The 19,459-nt window shown below is 47.8% G+C and carries 15 protein-coding genes and 1 riboswitch; of the genes, 2 read left to right on the forward strand and 13 right to left on the reverse strand.

Going from position 1 to position 19,459, the window contains the following annotated elements; genetic code table 11:
• Positions 1 to 2: 2 nt before the first annotated feature.
• Positions 3 to 998, reverse strand: a complete 996-nt coding sequence (locus ACFP56_RS00375) for an ABC transporter substrate-binding protein (RefSeq protein WP_379229886.1) — start codon at positions 996 to 998, stop codon at positions 3 to 5.
• Positions 999 to 1,167: 169 nt separating this feature from the next.
• Positions 1,168 to 1,373: riboswitch (cobalamin riboswitch) on the reverse strand.
• A 113-nt stretch (positions 1,374 to 1,486) separates the two neighbouring features.
• On the opposite strand from ACFP56_RS00375, the gene ACFP56_RS00380 reads away from it, so the two are divergent.
• The gene (locus tag ACFP56_RS00380) at positions 1,487 to 1,957 is read left to right on the forward strand and encodes a hypothetical protein (RefSeq protein WP_379229888.1); all 471 of its coding nucleotides are present in this window, start codon (positions 1,487 to 1,489) and stop codon (positions 1,955 to 1,957) included.
• A 31-nt stretch (positions 1,958 to 1,988) separates the two neighbouring features.
• Here ACFP56_RS00380 and ACFP56_RS00385 read toward each other — a convergent pair whose 3' ends face one another.
• From ACFP56_RS00385 to ACFP56_RS00395, 3 genes are all read right to left on the reverse strand, one after another.
• Entirely contained in the window at positions 1,989 to 3,182 is a 1,194-nt protein-coding gene (locus ACFP56_RS00385; protein WP_379229890.1) for a polysaccharide deacetylase family protein, read from the reverse strand.
• Positions 3,183 to 3,320: 138 nt separating this feature from the next.
• Positions 3,321 to 4,541 carry a sensor histidine kinase gene (locus ACFP56_RS00390; RefSeq protein ID WP_379229892.1) on the reverse strand — a complete coding sequence of 407 codons (1,221 nt, stop codon included), beginning with the start codon at positions 4,539 to 4,541 and terminating at the stop codon, positions 3,321 to 3,323.
• Positions 4,534 to 5,253, reverse strand: coding sequence for a response regulator transcription factor (locus ACFP56_RS00395; RefSeq protein WP_379229895.1), 720 nt, complete (start codon positions 5,251 to 5,253; stop codon positions 4,534 to 4,536). Before ACFP56_RS00395 ends, ACFP56_RS00390 begins: the two co-directional genes overlap by 8 nt.
• Before the next feature lie 185 nt (positions 5,254 to 5,438).
• Between ACFP56_RS00395 and ACFP56_RS00400 the strand changes: the two genes are divergently transcribed.
• The gene (locus tag ACFP56_RS00400) at positions 5,439 to 6,062 is read left to right on the forward strand and encodes a hypothetical protein (protein WP_379229897.1); all 624 of its coding nucleotides are present in this window, start codon (positions 5,439 to 5,441) and stop codon (positions 6,060 to 6,062) included.
• 142 nt (positions 6,063 to 6,204) lie between these two features.
• On the opposite strand, the gene ACFP56_RS00405 is transcribed toward ACFP56_RS00400, so the two are convergent.
• From ACFP56_RS00405 to ACFP56_RS00445, 9 genes are all read right to left on the reverse strand, one after another.
• Positions 6,205 to 6,885 carry a sulfite exporter TauE/SafE family protein gene (locus ACFP56_RS00405; protein WP_379229899.1) on the reverse strand — a complete coding sequence of 227 codons (681 nt, stop codon included), beginning with the start codon at positions 6,883 to 6,885 and terminating at the stop codon, positions 6,205 to 6,207.
• Positions 6,872 to 9,130: a heavy metal translocating P-type ATPase gene (locus ACFP56_RS00410; RefSeq protein ID WP_379229901.1), complete on the reverse strand. Its 2,259-nt coding sequence runs from the start codon at positions 9,128 to 9,130 to the stop codon at positions 6,872 to 6,874. Before ACFP56_RS00410 ends, ACFP56_RS00405 begins: the two co-directional genes overlap by 14 nt.
• Positions 9,131 to 9,297: 167 nt before the next feature.
• Entirely contained in the window at positions 9,298 to 10,623 is a 1,326-nt protein-coding gene (locus tag ACFP56_RS00415) for a deoxyguanosinetriphosphate triphosphohydrolase family protein (RefSeq protein WP_379229904.1), read from the reverse strand.
• Positions 10,624 to 10,648: 25 nt separating this feature from the next.
• A complete protein-coding gene (add, locus tag ACFP56_RS00420; protein ID WP_379229906.1) occupies positions 10,649 to 11,701 on the reverse strand; it encodes an adenosine deaminase in 1,053 nt (350 codons plus the stop codon).
• A gap of 371 nt (positions 11,702 to 12,072) precedes the next feature.
• Positions 12,073 to 12,384, reverse strand: coding sequence for a rhodanese-like domain-containing protein (locus tag ACFP56_RS00425; protein WP_379229908.1), 312 nt, complete (start codon positions 12,382 to 12,384; stop codon positions 12,073 to 12,075).
• A 110-nt stretch (positions 12,385 to 12,494) separates the two neighbouring features.
• Positions 12,495 to 15,551, reverse strand: coding sequence for a VWA domain-containing protein (locus ACFP56_RS00430; RefSeq protein WP_379229910.1), 3,057 nt, complete (start codon positions 15,549 to 15,551; stop codon positions 12,495 to 12,497).
• Entirely contained in the window at positions 15,541 to 17,442 is a 1,902-nt protein-coding gene (locus ACFP56_RS00435; protein WP_379229913.1) for a vWA domain-containing protein, read from the reverse strand. Before ACFP56_RS00435 ends, ACFP56_RS00430 begins: the two co-directional genes overlap by 11 nt.
• A 30-nt stretch (positions 17,443 to 17,472) precedes the next feature.
• A complete protein-coding gene (locus tag ACFP56_RS00440) occupies positions 17,473 to 18,438 on the reverse strand; it encodes a DUF58 domain-containing protein (RefSeq protein WP_379229915.1) in 966 nt (321 codons plus the stop codon).
• Positions 18,439 to 18,455: 17 nt separating this feature from the next.
• Positions 18,456 to 19,457, reverse strand: a complete 1,002-nt coding sequence (locus ACFP56_RS00445; protein WP_379229917.1) for an AAA family ATPase — start codon at positions 19,455 to 19,457, stop codon at positions 18,456 to 18,458.
• Between the last annotated feature and the right edge of the window lie 2 nt (positions 19,458 to 19,459).

The following is a 19,459-nucleotide window of genomic DNA, read 5'->3' on the forward strand; positions in this document are numbered from 1 at the left end:
TGTTAATTAAACAGCTCCGGATGAATGGCTGCAGCGATATCCTCAAGGCCGTTCACTAAGCGAGGACCAACGCGAACAAGCGGGTCATTGTCAACCATAACCATTCTATTGTTTTGTACAGCATTGACCACATCCCAGCCTGGTCTGCTCATAATACCAGCAAGAATGGAGCTTTCTTCCTCTCCAAAATCAGGATAAATAATGACTTCAGGGTTTTGCGCAATTACTGCCTCACTATCAATTTCAAACCAGCCAGCTTGTCCAGCCGCAACATTACTTCCGCCTGCGATATTAACTAGATCATCTAAAAATACTCCGCTGCCCACAGTCCAGCCTGGCGAAAACTCCAAGTATACGCTGCGCTTGTCTACCGCAGCAACCTTTTCCTCGATATCCGCCTTCACTTGCTTCATATGATCAGCAACAGCATTTGCATCTTCCTGCTTATTTAATAATACGCCAACCTGCTCAATATGAGCAACGGTTTCGTCATACGTCAATGGATCTGAAACGTATACGACAAGACCAAGCTCACGAAGCTTTTCAATCGCCGCACCGTTCATAGAATTGCTGGCAAACACCACATCTGGATTCAGTGCAGTAACAGCTTCAATATTCGTATTCATATCGCCAACTTTCGCGATATCAGCAGTTTCAGCTGGGTAATTGCTGTATTCATCGACGCCAACTACCAGCTCGCCAGCACCTACTGCAAATAAAATTTCTGTTTCACTTGGTACAAGCGATACAACTGCATCAGGTTGTTCTTCAAGGACAACCTCTGTACCTGTAATATCAGTAACCGTTAACGGATACTCTGTCTCTAGATCAGATGCTTCATTCGAATCAGCAGGTTCGCTAGCTTCTGGTGTATTCGTTTCCTCCACAACATTAGTTGGGGTTGGCTCATTTCCAGAATTCGCTTGATTACCGCAACCTGCAAGCACAAGCATCGCACATATTGCTACTAAAATAAATTGCAAAAATTTCTGTTTCATCTCTTTTCCTCATCCTTCTTTTCTGTTGTTAGTTGCATCCTGTAGTGAAGTTCCTCACCCTACAGCAAAATAAAAAAGCGTCCCCATGTTGGAGACGCTGCAAAAGAATCATCTCGACGAAATGATCCAAAACTATGCAATCCAACACCTCCTAAATCCTCGTAGGAATATGTTTGTACTAACTTAGGCAGGTCTCCTGACTTCGATGATCAGCGATGCCGTCTTCCCAGTTTTCAACCAGTGACTCATGGCATGCCTGATACTGTCGTATCCATCGTTACAGTGGCGGGTCCGTGCTGGAGTTGCACCAGCTTCCCTTTTCATCTATACAGCTGCAATCGCAATCGGTATAGAACCTAAGCTCACATTATGTAATTGTACTTTATTACTATACACATTCCTTGGCATTGTGTCTATGGAGGAATAGTAAACAAGTTTATGCGCATATAGCTAGAAATGACGAATCTATGACGAGAGGATGAACAGCAATGACTCATTCAAAAACAAACTCGAAGGGTCTATCAACCCCGCTGCTGCTGCTTGTCCTTCTGCTGCTTCTAATCGGAATCCTGTTCACAGCCTTGTCGAAACCTTCTCTATCTTCGGCAGCAATCGAAGCCTCTCAATCTATTACCCTCGAACATATGACAATCGCAATCAGCTCGCCTACATTGGAGCATCATGCCCTGCAGCACAGTGAATTTGTGCTGCAGCTTACATCCACTCTACCCGGTGACAAGTCTGACGCTCCCAAGCTGATCAATCCTTCCATTCAGCTTGAAATGCTGCACATGGATTGCGGCATTGTAACATCCCGTGCAAAAGCCGATACCCCCTTCCACTATAGCGCCTCGGCTGCGCCATTAATGAAGGGGGTATGGGTTGCGACAGCAACCTTTCAACTGGAAGGCCACACTGATGAGGTGCATCAGCTGCATTACACGTTTGAGGTGCTGTAGTCTAGATGGCTATCGTTCATAGGTCTGTCGTTCAATTCGCCAGCGTAACGGTTCTCGTCTCTTTATTAAATCCAATAAACAAGCCCAACTCGTTGCTTACCTCGCGCAGCGGGTAAAGCGCTGGCTGATTATCATCTCCCGCTATAATGCTGGAGAAAGCGATTAGCTTGCCATTGAGCAGCATTGTATGATCGTTAATGTCTATCGGCTTTGGCTTCAGCGCTGCAAGCAGCTTCTCTGCAGATTGATCAGAGCGACCTGCATTAATCCGATAGCCAAGCTTATCTTCCTTACTGTTGATCCCCTTTTGAATTGTAAATGAGGTCTCAATCCCAAGTGCTTCCAAGCAATCAAGAAGACGATCATTGTATGCACCATACGGGAAAGCAATGACCGATAATGTATTACCAAGTTCATCCTTCAGTCGTTGCTCAGCCTTGCCTAGATCCGCTGTCACTCTCGCAACATACTCCTCATCTGTTTCACTTCTGCCCTCTTCGGGTACATACAGCTTGCTAATCGCTACAGGCTGTTCAATTCCTTCTGCATTGACTGCGGCATAGTGATGCATATTATACGTATGATTGTGAAACGCGATGCGGTGCTCCTTCATTTCTCGCATCTGATCCCAAGACAGCTTTTTAATTCCTGGCAGGCTTGGATCATCAACGCCCGATACAATTACAAAGTTAACAGCAGCAAAGTCGAATTCCTTTAGAATCGGAAAGGCATAGGTATAGAAGTTTTCATAGCCATCATCGAACGTAATCAATACGGCATTGTCCGGAACCTCTTCGCCCTCATGAAGGAAAGCGACATATTGCTCGATCGTAATTGGCACGTAGCCTTCATCCTTCAGCCATTGCATATGCTCGCGGAATTGCTTGGCTGAAATGATACTGCTATCGGTAGGCTCGTCCATAATCGCGTGATACATCAAAACCGCTACCTGATCGCGATAATAGACGCCTTCCACCAGTTCCTCGTTATCGATGTGCAGATCATTATCTTTCGGCTTCTCAAGCGTCGCACCAAGTGTATCGGTAATAAATGTTGCGGGCACATACATCATGTCGTTTTTGTCCACTAGGCCAGCTTTTTCAATTTCTACTCCATTCAGTACGAGAGTGGGTTCAAGCTTCGCGGTTGCTTTAGGGACAGTTGTGCAAGCTGAAACTAGTGCTAGCATTGCAAATAATAGTAATAATTGGGATAACCTGTTCAACAATAACGCCTCCAATGTGTTTTAGTTCTCGTTAAGTATAGCGGACAAAACTTAACATTGAAGGCTAGGAATTCTTAACATTTTCTTAAGAAATACTATCGTTTTTTAATTGAGTACATAGAAGTGGTTTAGCAAGGCCTAATTGTCAATGGGGAAGCTCAGCTTGAAGGCGGTACGATAGGAGTCACTTTCCGCTCGTATCGTCCCTTCGTGCAGCTCAACAATGCTTCTGGCTATCGCTAGTCCGAGCCCCGTACCGCCGGTCTCGAGCGATCTCGATTTATCTATACGGTAAAACCGATCAAAAATAAATGGCAAGTCGCTTGCAGGTATCGGATTACCATAATTGGCAATCGTTACTGTTGCATGCTCATGTTCCCGACGCAAGGTGACATCGACAACTTTCCCTTCCTTGCCGTATTGCATAGCGTTATGAATAATATTGCCAAACGCTCGAACGAGTAGGGAACCATCCGCATTTATTCTAAGGTGAGGATGCTCAATAATTAATCTCCCCATTAGCCCCGCCTTCTGCAGTGTAGGTTCATACTCTCCCATCAACTGATGCAAGAAATCATCCAGCGCCAGCGGTTCTCTTGCTAACGGCATGCCGTTATTCATACGTGTATACTCAAACAAATCATCAATCAAATGCTTAAGATGCTCTGACTTGCTGTATGCAATATCAACATAATGCATCATCTCAACTTCATCACGGTAATGCTCATCCTTAAGAACTTCCAAAAATCCGAGAATCGAGGTCAAAGGTGTTCGCAAATCATGAGAAACGCCGGTAATCAGGTCGTTTTTACTTTGCTCTGCCCTTCGCTCTTCCTCGATTAGCTGCTTTAGCTGCTGCGCCATAAGATTAATGCTTTCGGCAACATCACCCAGCTTATGATTTTCCTTTACTGGAATCGTATGATCGAGTTTTCCATCTGCAATGGAACGAAGCCCATCAATGATTTCGTTAATATACCGATTCAGCTCATCAGCCGCCGTATGGACGCGACGGGAAATATCTGCAATCTCATCATGAGAATATCGGTGCGCTTTCAGCTGAAAGTTGCCTTCGCTTATCTGCTTCAAATCCTCCTGTACCTGCAGCAATTGTGCAATTATAGAACGAGTGAATACGGTGTAGCACGTTACAAACAGAGCTCCTCCTATGATGATTAAAATTACGGTGGAACCAAGTGTGTTAATCCCCCATTTAATAAGTCCGCTGTACGGCTCTCTTTCAATCAAGCTTGAAGCAAGCGTAAATGTTACGAATAAAGAAATACCGGTGATCAGTGCGCTAAGCAGCATCGCCAGTAGCAGCTTCCAGCGTATTGATAACATCCAGCGCCTAGACATCATGATCCACCTCGGATTCACCCTCAAGCTTATAACCAATGCCCCATACCGTTTTAATGTAACGCGGATTTTGTGGATTAGTCTCCAGCTTCTCTCTAAGCTTACGAATATGAACCATTACCGTATTTTTCGATTCCATAATAGGGTCCTGCCATATTTGCTCATAAATTTGATCCATACTCAACACCTTCCCAGCATGCTGAGCAAGCAATAACAAGATCGCAAATTCACGAGGAGTTAGCTTTACGATTTTTTCATCGATCGTCACGACATGAGAGGCCTGATTAATGACCAGACCATCTATCCGAATTTCATCCTCGTTCTTTTTTCTCGTCGTCTGAAAGTGATTAACACGCCGAAGCAGCGCCTTAATTCTCGCAACAAGCTCCAATGGACTAAACGGCTTCGTTACGTAATCGTCAGCACCAACACTTAGTCCTGATATTTTGTCGATATCCTGGCTTTTTGCTGACAGCATAATAATCGGGATATGATTTTTCTCTCGTATTCGCATACAGGCCTCGATCCCGTCCATCGTCGGCATCATCACATCCAGAACGATGAGATCTACAGCATTTTTTTCGAGCAGCTCTAACGCCTCTAGCCCATTGCTTGCCTTGAGCAGCCTATAGTTTTCATTCGTAAAATAAATTTCCATTAACTTGATGATCTCCGTTTCATCGTCAACCATCAATATTGTGGCAACCGCCATTGTAAAACCTCACTTTTTTTTTCAACTTCACTTCATTACTAATGTCTTATCCTAATAGTTTATAGACTTTGTAGTAAACTGGCAAATTTATTCTTTACCTTCACGCTTGTCTCACTGAAACAGCGTAATAATTTCATATTTCTATAGAACATGGTAGAATCAAATGAACTGGGAAGGAGGCAAACATGACAACTAACGCAAATGAAAACAATGAAAAAAAGGAACAACTGAACGATGACGCAAAAAAGCTCATCGCCGAGCTCTATAATCGTTCTCTTAAAATGCTTCAAATCGAATTCGAAGGCTATCAGGTTAAAGGGCAGTTAATCAATCATCCGAACTTCGGGCCTTTGTTTGCCTATCAGCTAACTGACAACAGCACTGAAAACGTCTACGCATGTGGCTTCTTCATTAATGAAATGCTTGAAAAACATAAGGATGCCGCGACAGCACAGCAATGGCTTGCTTCATTTTTCGTCGATATGATCAGCGAGCAGGTGAGCAAACCACTGCCAATACCGCCTCAAACCCAAGAGGAAAGCAAAAAGCTATTGGATCAGCATATTATTCCGCATTGCCTTACATCTGTCCGTGAAGAATTCAGTACGGAAAAGGTGTATGTGAACATTGCGATGCACGAAAAAGCTGGCGCTGTTCTGGAAGCTGGTTTTCCGGATATTAAGGAAGGCAACAATGTATGTGCCATGCCTATTCCGTATTTGATTACGTTACATTTAATGAATCGTGATCCAGCCGAACCGCTTGTAAATGGACTTTATTTGATTCGCGAGCAGCTTGGACTCGAGTAGCTTTTCATGAATCAGTTTGACATTGAGTCGACATAACAAAAACGCGAGCACAATTTCTGCTCGCGTTTTCGTTATGTCATCTTCATTTATGTTATATCAACTTCATTGATGTTGTGATGTTGGCAGACAATAGCTGCCTGCTTTACCATAGCCAGTGATGAATCGATGGAATAATATCGTTGGCTGACAGTCCCTTCATAATCGCCAGGATGCCGATCACAATGGCTGCCGCATGACCGATTCTGTTCATTGCTCTGCGCCATTGCTTGGTGGCAAGAGCTGATATCGAAGCAGTAAGCGCAAGTGCAGGCAGCGTGCCAAGCGAGAAGACAAGCATCGTCAATCCTCCCTCATACCATGATCCAGTTGCTGCCGCTTGCATGCCCATCGCATAGGTTAACCCGCAAGGCATAAATCCGAAGGCAATGCCCGTCATGAACGTATACAACCGATCGCCGCCCCTTATATATTTAACGACCTTAATTAATTGCGCGTGCAGCTCAGCCGAGACAATCTCTAGCTGTGGAACCTGAATTTTCCGCCATACCCAGAGCAGCAGCAGACACCCCCCAATAATCGAGGCGATCCCTTTTAACCCGCTCCAGGCACCCGCGACCTCAACGAAGCTTCCAATTGTGCCTAGCACGAGTCCAAAGAACGTATAGGAGCAGGCACGCCCTGCATGATACAGCATATTAGCAAGCAGCGCGGAATGCTTTGATTGCAGCGTAACTGCTGTTACAATTGGACCGCACATGCCGATGCAATGTGCGGCACTCATGAGACCCGTTACGAGTACGAGCACCAGACTACTTATTGTCATCCTTCGATCCCTCCAGCTTATTCAAGCGTGGATGGAGCAGCAATGCATTGAACACGACACATAACGAGCTGAGAGACATCGCAACTCCCGCCATCCATGGCTTCAAGTAGCCAAGCGCGGCTACTGGCAGCATAAAGCAGTTATAGATTAATGCAAACATCAAATTCTGCTTAATATTTTTTACAGTCGTGCGGCTCATCTGAATCGAAAGCGGGATGCTGGTAAGCTGGGAATGAAGCAGCGTCATATGTCCTGCGTGAAGCGCAGCCTCAGTTCCATTGCTCATCGCAATGCCGATATGTGCGCCAGCCAGCGCAGGCGCATCATTCCAACCATCCCCTACCATAGCGACAACTCGCTTGCTCTCCTGTTTTTGCTTAACGAGCTCCAGCTTTTGGTCGGGCAATAAATTGGCATGAAGCTGCTCGATGCCAGTATCCTTGCCAATTCGATAAGCCGTTCCCTCCTGATCGCCGGTTGCCATGCTGACCGCTACATGCATTCGTTTCAGTTCGGCAATTGCGGGAATGGTTGTGCTTTTAATTTGATCAGACAGCCCGATAAGGCCAATGCAGCGATCATCCTCGTATACGTAAGTCAATGTTTCGCCTAGCGGGAGTCTGGCATTGACAATCGGCGTAACATAAGGCTGCAGCACTTTCCCTTCACGTACCAGCAATCGTTCATTGCCGATCAGATAGCGATGCTTGCCATCTGTCCCGATCACCCCGTATCCAAGCTGATGCTTGGCATCATGTATCGCTAGCAGCTCGATCTCGTTTGCCTCAGCATAGCTTCTAATCGCTTGTGCGATCGGATGCTCTGCAACCTGCTCCAGGCTGGCTGCAATCGACAGCAGCCGATGCTTTGATCGATAAAAGCTATGGACAAAACTGACGCTAAGCTTGCCTTCTGTCAGCGTCCCTGTTTTATCAAAAATAATTTCATCGACATGATGCAGCCTTTCGATAACGCTGGCATCCTTAACGATAACACCGTGCTTAACCATTCTGCTGCTGGCGATGGATAGCGAGATCGGAGCTGCCAGACCAAGCGCGCACGGACATGCGACAAGCATAACTGCCAGCGTACTCAGCACAGCGGTAGATTGCTGCGCTCCAGCCAAAAGCCAAATTGCACCTGTAGCTAGAGCCAGCAAAATAATAAGCGGCACAAACCAGCGAACGACAGCATCAACCTGCCGCTGGATATTCGTTTTCGAGCGCTGCCCCTGCTTGACCAGCTCGCGAATGCGCTGCAGCAGCGTATCATTGCCCGCCGACGTAGCTTGAATGCGCAGCTCGCCCTGACTAATGACCGTGCCTGCCCATACCTGGTCTCCTCTTGTCTTGTAGATGAACTGCTGCTCCCCAGTGAGAAGCGCTTCATCAATGTAAGCCTCGCCATCCACAATAATGCCATCGATGCCGATTACCTGTCCATTCGACTGATGAATAATATCACCAGGGACGACATAAGCAACGCGGAGCGGGAAAATATGACCGTCGCGCTCAACAATAACCTCCTGGACCTGAAGCTGCGCGAAAGGCTCATGCTGCTCCTGCAGACGAAGGGAGGCCGTCAGTTCAATGTATTTGCCAAGCAAGACAACGGTTATGACAACGGCTGATGTTTCAAAATAGAGCTGCGGCTGATCGAAGCTTGCATAGCGAAGCAGTCCCTCCAGCCCATTTGCAAATACCTCATAATGACTATATAAATAAGCTGCCGTTGTCCCGATTACAACGAGCACGTCCATATTGGCAAGCTTTTCACGAATGGCATGATAAGCACTAATATAAAAGGGAATACCGACGATGAATTGCACACATGTCGCGAGCAGCAGCTGCAGCCACGGGGCAAAAATCCACTTAGGCAACAGCGAGAGAAGCGGATGCAGCAGCGGTATATGTTCAGCCATCGAGCAAAGCAACGGCAAGGTCAGCACAATCGCGATCAGCAGACGCCTTTGCAGCAAGCGCTTTTCCTGCTTCATCTCGTCAATCGAGGAGGTATATGGCTTGGCTTTGAAGCCAAGCGCTATTATTTTGGCAATGATGTTCGCCATATCAAGCTTGGAAGGATCGCCCTTGATCCAGGCTGTGCGCAGCGGATAGCTGACCGCAACGTGCTCGATATGCTCTAGCTTTGACAAGCTGCGTTCGATTCTCGTTGCACAGGCCGAGCAGCTCATTCCGCTTACCGATAAAACCAGCTCGTCTTCTATTTCCTCATGCTGCTGCATCGTATCCCTCCTTTTCGCATCCATGTCGGACATTCTATCCCTTACTTATATGCGCGTTCTCGCGTGTACATGCTACCTTGTCTCATTTCCGATACAACAAAAAAGCAGAGACTGCGCCGTGCAGCCTCTGCTTTATTAGTTTTAAGTTCATATTCAATTTAAAATCGTTAATCACGCTCATAGATCGAACCGCTTCTGCTTGCGAACAGCTCCGTATATACCTTCTCCGCATAGTGGTCGGTCATCCCTGCGATATAGTCCGCAATCAAGCGATGCCAACTATAATTCTGTTTATGATGGTCGTAAGCCTCGATCCAGTCAGACGGCAGGATCAAGCGTCCGGTTGCCTCGTCCTCCATACTTTCCCACAGCTTGCGAAGCATGTTTTCGCTGCGCTTTTGCAGGCGCTGCACGCGGAAATCCTTAATCATCGTCACCCATGCCAGCTTCTTCAAAATTTCCATCGTTCGCAGCGTGTTAACGTCCTCGACGCCATCCTTGACAAACGTGATTTTTTTCCAGCCCGATAGATTAGGGTCCTCTATTATGCCAACTCTTAGCGCAAAGTGATTGACCCACTGCGCCTTCATCTCGCGGCGAGATCTCGACATTTCACGACCAAACTGCTCATAGATGCTTTTCCACTGCTTGTAATACTCATCCAGCACATTGCTAACCATGTCTCGTACATTAATATTGGACCAGTGCAAGGCAGATGCGCTCGCAGGATCTTCAATAATTTCTCTCGTAACACTGTCTATTCTGCGAGGATCAAGCAGAAAGTCCTCTGATAGCTGGATCTTGCCTGCCCGAATCCCATCCTCCAGATCATGAGTTGAGTAAGCAATGTCGTCGCACAAATCCATGAGTTGAGCCTCCAGTGTACGACCTTCCTTCGGCATTTCCCACAAATCTCGCAAATACGAAATGCCTTCCCATTCCGATGCATATACCCCCTTTTGCTGGCCATCGCTGCCAAGCAAAAACGGGTATTTATTAACAGCGAGCAGCGAGGCAGCTGTTAAGTCCAGCCCGCGGTCACTGCCCGCGCGTTTTTCCAAAAACATAAGGATGCGGAAGTTTTGCGCATTGCCCTCATAATGGTCTTGATACCTGCTTTGCAAAATTTCATTGAGTACTTCCTCACCGCGATGACCGTAAGGCGGATGCCCAAGATCATGTGCGAGCGCGGCAATCTCAACGACCTCAGGCACAAGCTTCAGTCCTGGATGAATATCCTGATTCAAGAAAGGATACTGCTTGCCCAGCTTGCGCGACAGCTCACGAGCAATTTGCGATACCTCAATCGAATGCGTTAGGCGCGTACGGTAATAATCCCCTGAGCCCGCACCAAACACTTGTGATTTGCCTTGCATGCGGCGAAAGGCTGGAGACTGAATCAGTCTTGCGTAATCCTTTTCATACTCCTCGCGATCCTCACTCGACTTCGTATGCTCAATATCGTTCAGTCGGTATTTGCGTATACTCTTCATTCTGCTTCCTCCTCTCTATGCTGACTTATGCGTCCTGCTGCAGATGACGTATCCACTGCTCCAGCTTTTCCTCAAAACGGGCTGCGAACCTTGACTTTGCTGGCTCTTCGAGAAAAATTGCTGCTGCCGCGTTCCTTTGCAGCTGTATCATGCCTTCAGTCGTCAAGCCGCATTGCTGCTGCAGCGTGTACAGCTCTTTGGACAAGGAGGTTTGCGATACAGTCAAATTATCGGTATTGACCGTGACCGTAATTCCTTGCTCCATATATTCAATAATCGGATATAATGACCATGCCGCAACAGCCTTCGTCTGAAGATTGCTTATCGGACAAAATTCCAATGGAATGCCCTGCTCCTTAACCTGTTGCAAAATATGCAGATCTTCCTTTAAACGTACGCCATGACCAATTCGAGTCGCGCCTAATCGATTAACGGCTGTTGCAATGCTGTCTGCACCTGCAGCTTCTCCTGCATGGATCGTAATCGGCAGACTTAGCTTTTGCGCAAGGGCAAATACTGATTCATACAGTTCAGGCGGATATAACGCCTCCGCACCTGCCAAATCAACCGCAACTAGCCCTTTATGGAGAACATGACCAGAAGCCTCAATCACTTCAAGGTTTTGCTCCTCAGAATGACCGCGCAGACATATGCCAATGCAGCGTGCAATAACACCGAATTGCTGCTCGCCGCGTGCAAGACCGCGTAATACAGCCTCATATATCTCAAGTACAGTCAAGCCTTGCAGACGATGAAGCTGTGGAGCAAACCGGACCTCAACGTATGCGACTTGATCAGCAGCGCACTGCTCAACAAGCTCATAAGCTACCCGCTCCAGTGCGGACGTTGTTTGTAAAAAAGGCAGCACAAAATCAAAGGTTCTCAAATATTCGTTGAGATCCTGACATGATTCAGGTGCACTCATGTAGCGTGACAGCTCTTCAGCCGATGCTGCTGGAAGCTTAGCACCCTGCTCGGCGGCCAGCTCAAGCAGCGTTTGCGGCAGTACGCTGCCATCCAGATGTAAATGCAGCTCAACCTTGGGCATCGCTTGTATTTTTTCAATAGTTAATGTCATTAATAATCACTCACCTTCTTATGTAAACCCGCATGCAACGCTTGGTTGTTAGCTAATATAACATGAAATTACAGGAAATACTAGGGCGTGTCCGTGAACTGTGACGACAGTTCATTTTGCCGAATGTTCGTACCGTGCAAGGTGCGCTTGTGAAGGCGTGCCTTGCACGGTACATCAAGCAAACGGAACAAAGCATAGGATCAAATAAACAGTGAAAGTTCCCACTGATCACGAATCAGACATGCCATAGACAGCCCTATGTCCAGTACATCACACATTTAAAAGAGAAGCTGCACCGCCAATTGCTTGGCACGTGCAGCTCCTCTATTCATTCTGTTTTGTAATTTTCGACTAAAGCCAATGCTGTAAGCTTACTTCCCGTATACGACAGGACCATGCCAGCCCAGATTGCCATCACTTACATTGGTCACGTCAAAGCCCTGGCGTGCCAAGTACTCGCATACACGTCCGCTTCTCGCACCGCTGCGGCAGATGACGATAACGTCGCCATCTACTTCATGCACCTCATTTTGACGGGCATCGAATTCAGACAACGGAATCAGTCTTGCCTCAGCAATATGACCGGCTTCCCATTCATCAAGCTCTCGAACATCGATCAAGTTAATGACTTCGCCAGCTTCTAAGCGCTGCTGAAGCTCATCTGCAGTAATTTCTTTATACATAGGTGCCAACATCCTCTCTTTCATATGATCAAATTTTACCTAATGCGAGCTTGAATGTCTAGCAATCACCTGTGTTGACTGTTGCTGCAAGGCGACTTTCCGCTATCTAGCTATCGCTTGCGGCGGTTTTTCGCAGCCAGCAGACGGTTCATCGTATCCTTGCTGCTCTCAGTGGCTGCTTCTGTCTCCTTCGACTCAGCAGATCGTGCTGCTTCTTGCTTCAAGGTTGACTGGTAAGAACGCTGATCACCTGAATCGGTTTGCCTGCGGTGTGCGCGATCTGCCTGTGCATGTGCCTGCTGATTGGTCTGGCCTTGAACATGTGATGGTGACACAACTCTCTCGTCAGCTTTCGCTTTAGCATCTATATTCGCATTACCGTCCCCATTTGCATTGGCATTGGCATTTGCCCTCGCTTTCGCACTCACCTGCTCATTTGCGCGAGCTGACCAATCATCGTCCAGACTGTGGAGCTCACGACTGCGCTGAGAAACGCGCTGCTTGCGGGCACTTAAGCGCTGTAGCGATGCCTTACCCTGCTGGGGAGCAGCTGAAGGAGAAGACTGTTCACTGGTACTGGACATTCTTAGCCCCACAGCTGTACGGAGCCTTGTTATCCAATGTCCCCAAGGGAGCATCAAGCGGCGATTGGCAATATCGATAAGCCATAACAGCAACAGCAGCAATAGCAGCGAACGCGACCAATCATAAGGCTGCTTTACCGTAATAGGCTCGAATTGGAACAATTGCTGCGTTTCCTGCTGCTCAAGCAGCTTGCCGCCTGTCAGCTCAGCAAGTGCTGCAAGCTGTTCGCTCACCTTTTCTGGTTGACGATCAAGTCGGTATTCATCTGAATAAGGAACGACAAATCCGGTCGTTACACCGTCCTGCACAACAGCCCCGTCCTCGGTAGTACGGTACTCGCCGATTTGCGTCATATAGATGCCACTCTCTAGGCGCTTGATATCCGCTTCATATTCGCCTTCTCCTACAGGAACAAGTGGAACAATCGTTGATTCACCATCCTGATCGACCGTCATCGCCAAATTCGAATGAGTGGCATCCGCTCTGCTCGTAACAAGCAGTCTGCCTTGCTCCTGAAGCTTCAGGTCATACGGTGAATGACTGAACTGCGGATACGTCCATTTGACCCATTCGGTAAATACTTGCGGAAACTCGCTCCACATAACCCAATCGCTGCTCCATCTGCCGTTCAAATCCGATGTGAAGGCAACGCTTTTCCCTGCCCCGATTTGACAGCGCGCCAAAAGCGGATCTTCCTGCGGTGTCCACAGGGCTACCTCAGAGGTAGCCTTGGCGCTTGTTGCAATATAAGCATCAATATGCGGCAGCCCATTGCGCCACAATTGATTCCATGAGCCAGCATAGCCTTCCAGCGGAAGGACACGTTCATCGACAATGTACGCCCTGGACATTAGAGTTGCTTCGCGAGAGAAAATTGCTGGCAGTGTCGTTTCATCCTCGGTAAAGTAGAATCGACCAGCTCCCTGTTCAGCCAAATTTGCTAGAAATTGAATATCAGAATCCCCGCCCACAGCAACCGTTGACAGTGTAATCCCGTTGCTGGTCAAGTCAGACAGGAGCTGCGAATACGCAGGCGTATAAGACGACATCCCATCTGTCAGCAGGATGATATGCCTTCTGCCTGGCGCATCAAGATCAAACCCGTTATACGCTTCTAGTAACGCAGGATAAATCTCTGTTCCACCAGCTGCTTGAATTGACATAATGCTGTCAATAACATCGTTTGGCGCATCCAGTTTTGTAGGTGAAACGATCCATTTCGGAATCGTATCAAACGCAATCACGCCGACGGAATCAACGGGACGCATCAGCTCAACGGTCCGAGCTGCTGCCTCCTTGGCGAGCTCCATCTTCATGCCTTCCATACTGCCTGAGTGATCAATGACAAGCATTAAGGACAGATCAGGGATTTGCTTCTTGCCTGACAGCTGCATGTCGACAGGGAGAATGGATTCGATAGGCGTATCGAAATAGCCGCCCAGACCAAAGCTGTTATCTCCGCCGATCATAACGAAGCCGACGCCATAGTTGCGAACAGCAGATTCAATGTGCTCCATTTTAAGCTGAGGCAGCTTTACCGCGCTGACATTGTTAAAAACAATAGAATCATATTGCACATATTGTGCAAGCTCATAGCTTAGTTGCTCTGGCAAGATCGTTTCATATGGGATAAATGAAGCTGCCAGTGCCGCTTCAATATTGTGAGAGCTGCCCTTCTCTCCTTCAACTATTAATACGCCAGCAGGTCCATCGACTCGGCTTAACGCATAAGCTGAATTGTTTTTTGCTTCCGTGTCATCCGGCATCTGGATCACGGCACGATATTGCTTCAATCCAGGGGAAGATGCAATCGCATCGATCACATACGTATTGCTTCCTTGAACAAGCGATACGTGGTGCTGTGCAAGTAAAGCCTCGTCCTCATATAGATAAAGCTCAGCCTCTGCCTGACCCGTACTTTCAACAGTAACTGCAAGCTGGTATTTTTCCCCCTGCTTCAGCTGTCCAGGCACTTGAAGTCTCGATATGGCAGCATCCTTGCCTACACGGCTCGATAACGGGACCACGTCTACTGAAACATTCATCGCTTGTAGCAGCTGCACCTCTTTCAGCATGCTGCCTGTTGTTTCTTGTCCGTCCGTCAGCAAGACGATCTTCCCGCCACCAGACTGATGAAGCAAGCCGCCAGCCTGACGCAGCGCTGCTGCGATATCACTTTGAGTCGGATCAACAATCGTATGGAACGATTGCGGCATTTGCTGTCCGAGCAATGGCTGAAGCGCCCGATCAATGACCACATTACGACCAAATGAAAAAATAGCCAGATGATCCTGCTTATCCTCACTGCTTACTTGCTGTAAAAATTGCAGCGCTTCATTCGAACTGCGCGCTGAATCCGATCGGTCAACAAGCGCAATGACATTGCGCTGCTTTTCGGAGGAATAAGGCGTAATGCCAGCAAGCAACACGATAATGAGCAATAAAATAATGGATCGAAGCACAATTGCAGTATGCTTGCGCACACCCGTCAATCGAGTGGTATAGCGATAAAGCAGCCAGATATAAACCGGAAACAGGAGAAGCAGTGGCAACAGCCACGGTGACGCAACATTAAATCCCACGTCGATACACCTCCCATTCCAACACCAGCACCAAAAGCAAGATTGCTGCCAACCACGCCGTCAGCTTGCTTAATCCTGCATTACGTTCACCCATCTGCTGGTTTCCTTCGTAATCGTGTACGATTGCTGCTATGCTAGGGGAGGCAAACTCTGAGCTATCCGCCTGAATAACAGCCGTTCGCTGCTGAATGACTTGCCCTCGCTCATCCTCCTCAATCAACGCGTATACCCCTGGAATGCTTGGAGCCGTCACAGCGCTAGTAAAACGCATTGCTTGGCCGCTATCAGCTTGATCCAATCGCTTCCAATAGCTGCTGCTCGTCTGAGCGGATAATGACAAAGTCGGCTCCGCTTCAACAAGCATGCTGCCAAGCTGATGCGCTGAGCCCGACACCAGATATTCCACACTGTTCATCACTAAAACAGGAAATGCTGCACGCAGCGGCAGATCGCTGTCCTGCAAAGAAAAAGCATAACGCAAGTACGGCTTTTGCGCTCTCATCCCAGCGAGAATAGCCGGCGCTCCGCCGTACTCTACCACCACATCAGTAGAAGACAGCTCCTGCGAAGAAATAGCAGCTACTAAGGAGATGTAAACATCATCCATATTAAAATATTGCGTAACCGGATGCTCATGAACAGCAGCAGGCTCATTCGTTAGTGCTGCTGCCTGTGAGCGGTCAGGATCATCTATAACCCATAGCGGATATTGCTCCAGTATGACACGCCACTCCTCCTTTTGCGCTAATTGAGCATAGCTGCCATCCACGATAATGAAATGAATATCGCTTAACAGCTCCGCTCCTGGCGCTTCAGCGGAGGAAGCAATTTTCGTCATCCCTACATTCATTAGCTGCATCGCTTTTTCTAAAAATAAATTCCCCTCGCTTACAAGAAGCGCCTGATACGTTTGCTCGGCGGTCAATAAACTGTACTGCTTGTTATTGAAGGAGTTTGGGTCGCTTGCAAGCGGAATCAGTTCAGCCGCATAATACTGCGCTTGCGGCAAATCGTGGATTGTAAAGATCGTCATGCCGCTGGAATCAGCACGATTCGTATAGCGCTGCTCAATCATAACGGAGCCTCGCTCATTGTATGCAGTAACGGCTAGCTCCAGCTCTTGATGGCGATTCGTTTCATGCAACACCGTTACGAAGCCGTTGACTTGCTGCTCGGCGTCTGAAGCTTGTGTCAGCGTAAAGCTGCGAATTCGATCATCGTAGCCAGTAAGCGTCGAGTCATAGAGATGCCACTGCTCTCGATAGGCTGCAGTCTGATCAACAGTTTCTTGAATCAGCTTAAACCGTTCATCCACATAATAATGAAGATAGGCCTGATCATCATGACCTGCCAAGGCTTGGGCAAGGCTTAATGCTGTTTCATCATCCGATATGCCATAATACGGCTCTACTGATTTAATTCCTTGCGTCAATCGCTGTTTATCGCTCTCATGACTCAGCGCGATTGTTGGATATTGTCCGTTTACGACAAGCGTAACCGCTCCGCCATCCCATTGCCTGTCAATCCAATCCAGCAGCTCCTGCTTAGCTTTTTCCAGATAAGTCTCGCCGCGTTCAGCTTCGCTCGTCGCCATGCTGGCTGAACGATCCAGCAAAATAACGGCATGCGTATCTCGGGTTAATTCCTTCTCGACAGCAGGCTCCATCAGCGCCAGCACAATCAAGATCGCGATTAACAGCTGCAGCCATAACAGGAGCTGATTTTTCAAGCGCTGCCAGGGACGATTCGCCTCTTGCTCCTGGAGAACCTGACGCCACAGAAGATGGCTTGATATGTTTCTAGGCTCATAGCGCTTTTTTAATATATACATGGCTATAATCAATAAGCAGGATAGTGCCAGCCATGCCGATCCCAAGGAAAGCCAGTGCAAGCTTTCACCCCCATTCACATCCAGAACATCTTAACGAAACTGTATATGCTCGCCTGCTGCAAGCAGCTTAAGAAAGCTCGCTGGCAGCTGCTCGCTGCTATTCATCGCATAATACGCTATCCCTCTTTGCTCGCATAGCTGGCGAAGCCGTTCCCGGAAAGCATAAACGCCTTTTTTATAATCGTTCAATATAGCTGGTGACATCGCGACCTCTTTAGTCAAGCTTGTTTCAATGTCTACGAGTCGCCATTCTCCTTCAAGCTTCGGGTCAAGCTCTTCCCCGTGCAGGATATGAACAAATACCACCTGCTGTTGCCTTGCCTGCAGGCTGGATAACAAGGTTTCAACTCCGCGCTCATACAGAGCATCAGAAAATATCCATGTTACACCTGCTCTACGCGGCATATGAAGTCCCTTAGCAAACGGGATAGACAGATCACTTACTTCTACCGATGGAGCAGTGGAAGCTTCCTGTGCCTCGCGCATCCAGCCTGCAAGCTGCTTCATCATCGTAAAAACAGCATGCTTGCCGTGCAGCATAGGCGTTTGACGACGAACAGTCGTTTCATTGAATTGCTGAATCGTCAAACGATCCTCGCCCTGCAGCACCAAATACCCTACACTGGCTGCTACACGCAGGGCAAATCGCCACTTGTTATCCAAATCGAAACCGATTCTCGACATGGATTGAGTGCCGTCCACATAAAGATGGAAGCTTCGCTCCTGCTCATCCCAATATTGACGAATATATGCCTTCGACGTTCGCCCGTACAAATTCCAATCGATTCTGCGAATATCATCGCCTTCAATATATGGCCGATAATCTGCAAATTCGAGCGAACTGCCAAGACTGCTGGATCGTCGTTTTCCTGCCAGCAACCCTTTCATTCTCTTCCCATCATGCATCGCCATTGCGTCTAGCGTTGCAAGCCAATCGTCATACGGAAATAATTGCTGCAAGTCTTCTAATAATGACGTAGAGCCGGATGTGGTCATAGATATAGATGCCCTCCTTAAACACTTGCTCTCTGCTGCTCGATTGACTGCTCAATTTGTTCAATTAATTGATCCGTTGTGATCCCTTGTGCGATCGCTTCATAGCCAAGTCCAATACGGTGACGCAGCACGGGCTTGGACGCATACACCAGATCCCCCCATGCGACATGGCCTCTGCCCTGCGACAGCGCTCTAACACGGCTTATCGCAATTAACGCTTGCAGCGCACGCGGTCCCGCTCCGTAGCGAACAAATTGTTTAATGGAATTAGGCGCATCTGCTTCATGCGGATGGGTACGCATAATAAAGCTGACAGCAAACTCAAGCACCTCGTCTGAACAAATAATTTGCTTGGCGAGCTTTTGCAATGCCTCAAGACGGGCACCATCGATAACTGGAGCAGCATACAACTGCTGCATGCCAGTTGTACGCTTCACAATTTCCTTCAGCTCATCACGCGTTGGATACTCGATTCCGATTTTCAGCAAGAAACGATCGAGCTGAGCTTCTGGCAGTGGATACGTTCCTTCCTGCTCAATCGGATTTTGTGTAGCGAGTACAAAAAACGGTTTAGGGAGCTGATAGCTTTCTCCTCCTGCTGTAACCGTACCTTCCTGCATGGCTTCCAGCAGCGCGCTTTGTGTTTTCGGTGTAGCTCGATTGATTTCATCGGCCAGCACGATATTCCCGAATATCGGCCCCTTATTAAAGCGCTGTGTATGGCTATTCAAGTCGAGCAGCATCGTTCCCGTAATATCTGCAGGCATCAGATCCGGTGTGAACTGAATGCGTGAAAATTGCAATTCCATCGCGCTTGCTGCGGTACGCACCAGCATCGTTTTGCCTAGTCCGGGTATGCCTTCAAGCAAGGCATGCCCGCCAGCTACAACACACCATAGCAGCTGCTCAACAACCTTTTCCTGTCCCACAATGACTTTAGCAATTTCATTTTTTATTTCAATAAGCAGTTGTTTCGCTTCATCAATTTGCAGCGTTTCTTCCAATCTCGTCTCCTCCATTT

The organism is Paenibacillus septentrionalis (assembly GCF_042659865.1).
In the GTDB taxonomy this organism is placed as follows: domain Bacteria; phylum Bacillota; class Bacilli; order Paenibacillales; family Paenibacillaceae; genus Pristimantibacillus; species Pristimantibacillus septentrionalis.

Bases quoted from the DNA above. Each gene is read 5' to 3' on its own strand.
- ACFP56_RS00375 (WP_379229886.1), bottom strand. From the start codon at position 998: ATGAAACAGAAATTTTTGCAATTTATTTTAGTAGCAATATGTGCGATG.
- ACFP56_RS00380 (WP_379229888.1), top strand. From the start codon at position 1,487: ATGACTCATTCAAAAACAAACTCGAAGGGTCTATCAACCCCGCTGCTG.
- ACFP56_RS00390 (WP_379229892.1), bottom strand. From the start codon at position 4,541: ATGTCTAGGCGCTGGATGTTATCAATACGCTGGAAGCTGCTACTGGCG.
- ACFP56_RS00395 (WP_379229895.1), bottom strand. From the start codon at position 5,253: ATGGCGGTTGCCACAATATTGATGGTTGACGATGAAACGGAGATCATC.
- ACFP56_RS00400 (WP_379229897.1), top strand. From the start codon at position 5,439: ATGACAACTAACGCAAATGAAAACAATGAAAAAAAGGAACAACTGAAC.
- ACFP56_RS00405 (WP_379229899.1), bottom strand. From the start codon at position 6,885: ATGACAATAAGTAGTCTGGTGCTCGTACTCGTAACGGGTCTCATGAGT.
- ACFP56_RS00410 (WP_379229901.1), bottom strand. From the start codon at position 9,130: ATGCAGCAGCATGAGGAAATAGAAGACGAGCTGGTTTTATCGGTAAGC.
- ACFP56_RS00415 (WP_379229904.1), bottom strand. From the start codon at position 10,623: ATGAAGAGTATACGCAAATACCGACTGAACGATATTGAGCATACGAAG.
- add (WP_379229906.1), bottom strand. From the start codon at position 11,701: ATGACATTAACTATTGAAAAAATACAAGCGATGCCCAAGGTTGAGCTG.
- ACFP56_RS00425 (WP_379229908.1), bottom strand. From the start codon at position 12,384: ATGTATAAAGAAATTACTGCAGATGAGCTTCAGCAGCGCTTAGAAGCT.
- ACFP56_RS00440 (WP_379229915.1), bottom strand. From the start codon at position 18,438: ATGACCACATCCGGCTCTACGTCATTATTAGAAGACTTGCAGCAATTA.
- ACFP56_RS00445 (WP_379229917.1), bottom strand. From the start codon at position 19,457: ATGGAGGAGACGAGATTGGAAGAAACGCTGCAAATTGATGAAGCGAAA.